Origin of the sequence: Klebsiella sp. HMSC16A12 (genome assembly GCF_001808265.1) — a bacterium.
GTDB lineage: Bacteria > Pseudomonadota > Gammaproteobacteria > Enterobacterales > Enterobacteriaceae > Klebsiella > Klebsiella pneumoniae.
Map to the genome: position 1 here is coordinate 95,237 of NZ_KV792576.1, position 6,207 is coordinate 101,443.

Below are 6,207 nucleotides of genomic sequence, written 5' to 3' on the forward strand. Positions count from 1 at the left end.
ATGACAACCCAGGCTGTTTCTGGTCGCCGCTATTTCACAAAAGCGTGGCTGATGGAGCAAAAATCGCTGATTGCCCTGCTGGTGCTGATCGCGGTGGTATCGACCATGAGCCCCAACTTTTTTACCGTCAATAACCTGTTCAATATTCTGCAGCAAACCTCCGTTAACGCCATTATGGCGGTAGGGATGACGCTGGTCATACTGACCTCGGGGATCGATCTGTCCGTCGGCTCCCTGCTGGCGCTCACCGGTGCGGTGGCAGCGTCGATCGTTGGCATTGAGGTTAATGCGCTGGTGGCGGTCGCGGCTGCCCTCGCATTAGGTGCGGCGATCGGCGCAGTCACCGGGGTGATTGTAGCGAGAGGCCGCGTGCAGGCCTTCATCGCCACCCTGGTGATGATGCTGCTGCTGCGCGGCGTAACCATGGTGTACACCAACGGCAGCCCGATCAATACCGGCTTTAGCGATAATGCCGATCTGTTTGGCTGGTTTGGCATCGGGCGTCCGCTGGGGATCCCGACGCCGGTATGGATCATGGCGATTGTCTTCCTGGCGGCCTGGTACATGCTGCACCATACTCGCCTGGGCCGTTATATTTATGCCCTGGGCGGTAATGAAGCGGCGACGCGTCTGTCCGGGATTAGCGTCAATAAAGTTAAAATTATCGTTTACGCCTTGTGCGGAATGCTGGCTTCGCTGGCCGGGATCATCGAAGTGGCGCGTCTCTCCTCCGCGCAGCCGACAGCGGGGACGGGCTATGAGCTGGACGCCATTGCGGCGGTGGTGCTCGGCGGCACCAGCCTGGCTGGTGGCAAAGGACGCATTGTCGGCACGCTGATTGGTGCGCTGATCCTTGGCTTCCTGAATAATGGTCTTAATCTTTTAGGCGTTTCTTCCTATTACCAGATGATCGTTAAAGCGGTGGTGATTTTGCTGGCGGTACTGGTAGATAACAAAAAGCAGTAACTGAGAACTCTACAGGACATCTTAACTATGAATATGAAAAAACTGGCGACCCTGGTCTCTGCTGTTGCGCTAAGTGCGACCGTTAGCGCGAACGCGATGGCCAAAGACACCATCGCTCTGGTTATCTCTACCCTCAACAACCCGTTCTTCGTGTCGCTGAAAGACGGCGCGCAAAAAGAAGCTGACAAGCTGGGCTACAACCTGGTGGTGCTGGATTCCCAGAACAACCCGGCGAAAGAGCTGGCGAACGTCCAGGATTTAACGGTGCGCGGCACCAAGCTGCTGCTGATCAACCCCACCGACTCTGATGCCGTCGGCAACGCCGTGAAGATGGCGAACCAGGCGAAAATCCCGGTCATCACTCTCGACCGTCAGGCGACAAAAGGCGATGTTGTGAGCCATATCGCCTCTGACAACGTGCAGGGTGGGAAAATGGCTGGCGATTACATCGCGAAAAAAGTGGGTGAAAGTGCAAAAGTCATTGAGCTGCAGGGCATTGCCGGAACTTCTGCGGCTCGCGAGCGTGGCGAAGGCTTTAAACAGGCCGTGGCGGCGCACAAATTCAACGTCCTGGCCAGCCAGCCGGCCGATTTCGACCGCACCAAAGGCCTGAACGTGATGCAGAACCTGCTGACCGCACATCCTGACGTCCAGGCAGTGTTCGCGCAAAATGATGAAATGGCGCTGGGCGCCCTGCGCGCGCTGCAGACCGCAGGCAAGTCCGATGTGATGGTGGTTGGATTTGACGGCACTCCGGATGGCGAAAAAGCAGTAAACAGTGGCAAACTGGCGGCGACCGTCGCACAGTTGCCGGAGCAGATCGGCGCGAAAGGCGTTGAGACTGCTGATAAGGTACTGAAGGGCGAAAAAGTGGAGGCTAACTACCCGGTTGAGCTGAAGCTGGTCGTTAAGCAGTAATATGCGATTCGGACTGGCAACGGTCCGAGGGACAATATAAAAAAAGAAAAGCAGGGCATGCGCCACCGGATCCCGGTGGCGCGCTTTCCCGGGAACAGAAATGATGAAAACTGCAGGCAAACTTGTCGTCCTTGGCAGTATCAATGCCGATCACATTCTTAACCTTGACGCTTTCCCGACGCCGGGCGAAACCGTCACCGGCCACCATTATCAGGTGGCGTTCGGTGGAAAAGGGGCCAACCAGGCGGTGGCCGCCGGGCGCAGCGGAGCGGATATCGCGTTTATCGCCTGCACCGGCGATGACGATATCGGTGAACGCATCCGTCGTCAGCTGGCGAGCGATAAAATCGACGTGGCGCCCGTGCGCGCGGTTGCCGGGGAAGCGACCGGGGTGGCGTTAATTTTCGTTAACGCCGAAGGTGAGAATGTCATCGGTATTCATGCCGGCGCCAATGCGGCGCTTTCCGTCTCCCAGGTTGAGGCGGAAAAAGAGCGTATCGCCAGCGCACAGGCGTTGTTGATGCAGCTGGAGTCGCCGCTGGAGAGCGTCATAGCGGCGGCGAAAATCGCCCATCACCATCACACCACCGTGGTGCTGAACCCCGCGCCAGCGCGTGAACTACCGGATGAACTGCTGGCGCTGGTGGATATTATTACCCCTAACGAAACCGAAGCGGAAAAGCTGACCGGTATTCGCGTTGAGAGTGACGAAGATGCGGCAAAAGCCGCCAACGTGCTGCATGCCAAAGGCATTGGTACGGTGATGATCACCCTCGGCAGCCGCGGCGTCTGGCTCAGTGCCGAAGGCGAAAGCCGCCGGATCCCAGGGTTTCGCGTACAGGCCATTGATACTATCGCGGCCGGTGATACCTTTAACGGCGCGCTGGTGACCGCGCTGCTGGAAGGGACCGCCCTGCCGGAGGCGATTCGCTTTGCGCATGCCGCAGCGGCGATCGCCGTAACCCGCAAAGGCGCTCAGCCGTCCGTGCCTTGGCGCACAGAGATCGATGAATTTTTAGCGCAACAGGGGTAATGCTTGGCTACGATGAAAGATGTGGCCCGCATCGCGGGCGTTTCCACATCGACGGTGTCACACGTCATCAATAAGGACCGCTTTGTCAGCGAGGCGATTACCGCCAAAGTTGACGCTGCGATCAAAAGCCTCAACTACGCCCCCTCTGCGCTGGCGCGTAGCCTCAAGCTCAATCAAACCCGTACCATCGGCATGCTGATCACCGCCAGTACCAATCCGTTTTATTCGGAGCTGGTGCGGGGCGTGGAGCGTAGCTGCTTTGAGCGGGGTTATAGCCTCGTGCTCTGCAATACCGAAGGTGATGAGCAGCGAATGAATCGTAATCTGGAGACGCTAATGCAAAAACGCGTCGATGGATTACTCCTGCTGTGCACGGAGACTCATCAGCCCTCCCCGGAAATCATGCAGCGCTATCCGTCGGTACCGACGGTTATGATGGACTGGGCCCCCTTTGATGGCGATAGCGATCTGATTCAGGATAACTCGCTGCTCGGCGGCGATATGGCGACCCAGTATCTGATTGACCAGGGGCATTCACGCATTGCCTGTATTGCCGGCCCGCTGGATAAAACCCCGGCGCGCCTGCGTCTTGAAGGCTATCATGCCGCGATGGCGCGCTGCGGCCTGCCGGTTGCCGAAGGATACGTGGTGACCAGTGATTTTGAGTTTGGCGGCGGGTTTAGTGCGATGCAGCAGCTGCTGGCGTTGCCGCAGCGTCCGCAGGCGGTGTTTGTCGGTAACGATGCGATGGCGGTTGGCGCTTATCAGGCGTTATACCAGGCCGGGCTGCAGATTCCGCAGGATATGGCGTTGGTGGGCTACGATGATATTGAGCTGGCACGTTATATGACGCCGCCATTGACCACCATTCACCAGCCAAAGGATGAGCTGGGGGAACTGGCCATCGACGTACTGATCCATCGCATGGCCGATCCGCAGCAAAAACAGCAGCGCGTTCAGTTAACGCCGGAGCTGGTGGTTCGCGGTTCCGCTTAGCGTTTATGCCGCTCGCTAATCAGGTTGCGGCCATCCTTCGCTCTTAACAGCATAAACATCAGCGCCGATATAATGGTTATCACGCCCATGGTTATAAAGGTGTAGTGAAACTGCTGTACCGTGCTTGCATTATCAAAACCTTCATAGAAGCGTAGCACCGCAGCGCTGATGGCCACCCCGAGACTAATTGAAAGCTGCTGGGTGACGGCCAGCAGGCTGTTGCCGCTGCTGGCATTATCATCGGTCAGATCGGCCAGGGTAATGGTATTCATGGCGGTAAACTGCGTGGACATCGCCATCCCCAGCACGAACAGCGGCAGAAGAAGCATCCACAGCGGCATCTCTGGCGACTGCAGCGAGAACTGGGCGATCATAAGGCCAATAAACACGGTGATCCCCACCAGGGTCTTACGATAGCCAAACCAGCGCAGCACCTGGGTAACGGTGGATTTCGCAATAATCGAGCCGATAGCGGTGGGGGCGATCATACAGCCGGCGATAATGGCCGGATAGCCGAAACCAACCTGTAGCATCAGCGGCATCAGAAACGGTACGCAGCCGGTACCCAACCGCGTGGCGAGGTTGCCGGCAATGCCGACCGAGAACGTATGGGTCTTAAATAAAGAGAGCGAGATAAGCGGCGTCGGATGGCGACGCGCGTGACGCACATAGGCCACGAGCAGTAACAGACTGACGGCAATCACGGCCAGCGCCTGCCATGTCGCCACGATTTTTTCCCCAAACAGTTCAATACCGCTGGAAAATAACACCAGACTTAAGCCAAATAACAGAAAACCGCCTATATCGAAGCGTCGGCGCGGCGTTGTGAAATTTGGCATGTATTTACGGGCGTACAGAATGCCAATTACGCCGATCGGAATGTTTATCAGGAAAATCCAATGCCAGCTGGCCCAGGTAACAAATACCCCGCCGAGTACCGGGCCCAGAATCGGCCCCACCAATCCCGGCATGGTGACAAAGTTCAGGACCGGCAACAGTTCGCTGCGGGGGTAGGCACGCAGCAGGGCCAGCCTCGCCACCGGCATCATCATCGCCCCACCGATCCCCTGAATTACGCGAAAAATGACCAGTTCCGTTAAGGAACTGGAGAGGGCGCAGGCGAGGGAACCGAGGGTGAACAGGCTAACGGCGATGATAAAGACCCGGCGCGTGCCGAAGCGATCGGCCAGCCAGCCGCTGACCGGGATCAGCATCGCCACCGTCAGCGTATAGCTGATAATGGCCGACTGCATCGCTAAGGGAGAACGATTAAGACTGTGGGCGATAGCCGGGAGGGCGGTGTTAAGAATGGTGGCATCCAGCGCCTGCATAAAGAAGGCCATCGCCGCGATCCACGGCAGGCCAGCCATGCTGCGCCCTTTTTTTCCGCTCATGCCAAATCCTTGTTATTGATTTACGTGGTGTGGGGCGTTCAACAATGCCTGGCAGGCGAGCAACGCCCCCGGCGCATCACTGTTAAGAATGGCATCGACAATCGCCTGGTGGAGATCGAGCTTCACCACTTCATTTTGCGTAATCGACGTGAAGTAGGTGTGGTAGACCGAATGAAACAGCGAGGCGAAAGAGCTGAGGAAAGGATTACCGCTCATTTCATAGATATGTTCATGCCAGGCCATATCGACTTCTATCCAGCGTTCGCGCTGAAAATGGCGTTTCAGAGCAATCATCTCTTCCATTAATGTATTGAGCTGCGCTTTTTGCCCGGCGGTGCCGTTGGCGGCGGCGAGAAAGCAGGCCTGTGGCTCCAGGCTGCTGCGCATGACGAGAAAGTGGCTTACCACCTCTTCGAAGTTATCTTCTGTTAGCCACCAGGAGAGCAGTTCCTTATCAAGGAAATTCCAGCTGCTGCGCGGCATCACCCGGGTGCCAATGCGAGGGCGGGGCAGCAGCATGCCTTTTGCAGTAAGCGTCTTCACCGCTTCGCGGACGGCGGTACGGCTGACGCCGAACTGCTCCCCCAACTCCATTTCGCCGGGAAGAATGCTTTCCGGCTGATATTCGCCAGTCAGTATTTTTTGGGCGAGCTTTTCGGCCAGTACCCAGGAAATGTTCTTTTGTGCCGCCAGTTGCTGTGCGCTTAAAGACATAAATGCCGTTCCTTTCTTTCCTCTACTCTAACAGTATGCCACCAGGCGCCCCGTTTCGTCGGTTAAAACGGCAAAACGGCGGTTTTTTGCGACATTCCTCGCCGCATTGTTGAAAAAAGAGACGGTTGAAAACTTTTTTTGCATTTCCCCTTGCCACCTCAGAATTACTCCCTATAATGCGCCTCC

The 6,207-nt window shown here is 56.8% G+C and carries 6 protein-coding genes; 4 read left to right on the forward strand and 2 right to left on the reverse strand.

Going from position 1 to position 6,207, the window contains the following annotated elements; genetic code table 11:
- The 4 genes from rbsC to rbsR all read left to right on the forward strand — a co-directional run bounded on the left by rbsC (position 1) and on the right by rbsR (position 3,913).
- On the forward strand, positions 1–966 hold the full coding sequence (gene rbsC, locus HMPREF3140_RS09305; RefSeq protein ID WP_002882531.1) for a ribose ABC transporter permease: 966 nt from the start codon (positions 1–3) through the stop codon (positions 964–966).
- Between the two features lie 27 nt (positions 967–993).
- Positions 994–1,884 (forward strand): ribose ABC transporter substrate-binding protein RbsB, encoded by an 891-nt coding sequence (rbsB, locus tag HMPREF3140_RS09310; protein WP_002882536.1) that lies wholly within the window; start codon positions 994–996, stop codon positions 1,882–1,884.
- A gap of 100 nt (positions 1,885–1,984) precedes the next feature.
- Positions 1,985–2,917 carry a ribokinase gene (gene rbsK / locus HMPREF3140_RS09315; protein ID WP_004173836.1) on the forward strand — a complete coding sequence of 311 codons (933 nt, stop codon included), beginning with the start codon at positions 1,985–1,987 and terminating at the stop codon, positions 2,915–2,917.
- A 3-nt stretch (positions 2,918–2,920) separates the two neighbouring features.
- Positions 2,921–3,913: a ribose operon transcriptional repressor RbsR gene (gene rbsR, locus HMPREF3140_RS09320; protein WP_004187944.1), complete on the forward strand. Its 993-nt coding sequence runs from the start codon at positions 2,921–2,923 to the stop codon at positions 3,911–3,913.
- On the opposite strand, the gene mdtD is transcribed toward rbsR, so the two are convergent.
- Together mdtD and HMPREF3140_RS09330 are read right to left on the reverse strand one after the other, a co-directional pair.
- Entirely contained in the window at positions 3,910–5,307 is a 1,398-nt protein-coding gene (gene mdtD, locus HMPREF3140_RS09325) for a multidrug transporter subunit MdtD (RefSeq protein WP_002882539.1), read from the reverse strand. The genes rbsR and mdtD overlap by 4 nt on opposite strands.
- A gap of 12 nt (positions 5,308–5,319) precedes the next feature.
- Entirely contained in the window at positions 5,320–6,021 is a 702-nt protein-coding gene (locus HMPREF3140_RS09330) for a FadR/GntR family transcriptional regulator (protein ID WP_002882540.1), read from the reverse strand.
- Positions 6,022–6,207: the final 186 nt, after the last annotated feature.

Coding starts and splice junctions, on each gene's coding strand:
- rbsC (WP_002882531.1), top strand. CDS start 1: ATGACAACCCAGGCTGTTTCTGGTCGCCGCTATTTCACAAAAGCGTGG.
- rbsB (WP_002882536.1), top strand. CDS start 994: ATGAATATGAAAAAACTGGCGACCCTGGTCTCTGCTGTTGCGCTAAGT.
- rbsK (WP_004173836.1), top strand. CDS start 1,985: ATGATGAAAACTGCAGGCAAACTTGTCGTCCTTGGCAGTATCAATGCC.
- mdtD (WP_002882539.1), bottom strand. CDS start 5,307: ATGAGCGGAAAAAAAGGGCGCAGCATGGCTGGCCTGCCGTGGATCGCG.
- HMPREF3140_RS09330 (WP_002882540.1), bottom strand. CDS start 6,021: ATGTCTTTAAGCGCACAGCAACTGGCGGCACAAAAGAACATTTCCTGG.